The sequence below is a fragment of the Nitratidesulfovibrio liaohensis genome (assembly GCF_011682075.1).
Taxonomy (GTDB): Bacteria; Desulfobacterota; Desulfovibrionia; order Desulfovibrionales; family Desulfovibrionaceae; genus Cupidesulfovibrio; species Cupidesulfovibrio liaohensis.
Map to the genome: position 1 here is coordinate 1 of NZ_VSMK01000741.1, position 661 is coordinate 661.

Sequence of the window (661 nt, forward strand, 5' to 3'; positions counted from 1 at the left end):
GCGCATCGAACATTTCGACCTTGATCCTTTCGCGTGGTCGCGGCGGCAGGGACCGGCAGCCCCCCATCCCGCCTTGGCCACGCAGCCCCCACCCTCCACGGGGGCCATGGCGGACGGTGCCGGGCCAAGGCGCGGTCCCGGCACCGTACCGCCCGATGAGGTCGGCCAAGGCGCCACCAGTCCCCATGATGACCGCCCGGACAATGCTCTCCCGGACGCGGTCGGTGCGCCGTTCCCCACTGCTCCGCCCCTGTCCGGCATACCCTTGTCCGGCATCCCCCTGCCGGAGGCCGTCCGCCAACTGGAGCTTTCCGCCCTGCGCGCCGCACTGGACCGTGCCCGGCACAACCGCCGGGTGGCCGCGGAGCTGCTGGGCATCTCGTACGATCAGTTTCGCGGCTTGTACCGCCGCCACCGGCAGGATATGGAACCGTAACCAGCCGTAACAAGACGTAACCACACGGCACCTCGCCGCATCGCGCGCTCACCCTCAGCACCAAGAGGCACGCCATGTCCCATTCCGATACGTCCGCCACCGTGGGTACCCGCAACATCTACCTTGAAACCCTGCCCATCGCGGACGCCGTGGACCGCGCCCGCGCCGCGCTGGACCGCACCGCGCTGGTCCGCGCCGAAACCGTGGGCTCGCACGAGGCCGCAG

General features: G+C 70.5%; 1 protein-coding gene. It reads left to right on the forward strand.

The window, feature by feature from the left end:
• The coding region (locus FVW27_RS21075) for a helix-turn-helix domain-containing protein (RefSeq protein WP_279586660.1) at positions 1-436 on the forward strand (436 nt) is incomplete at its 5' end.
• Between the last annotated feature and the right edge of the window lie 225 nt (positions 437-661).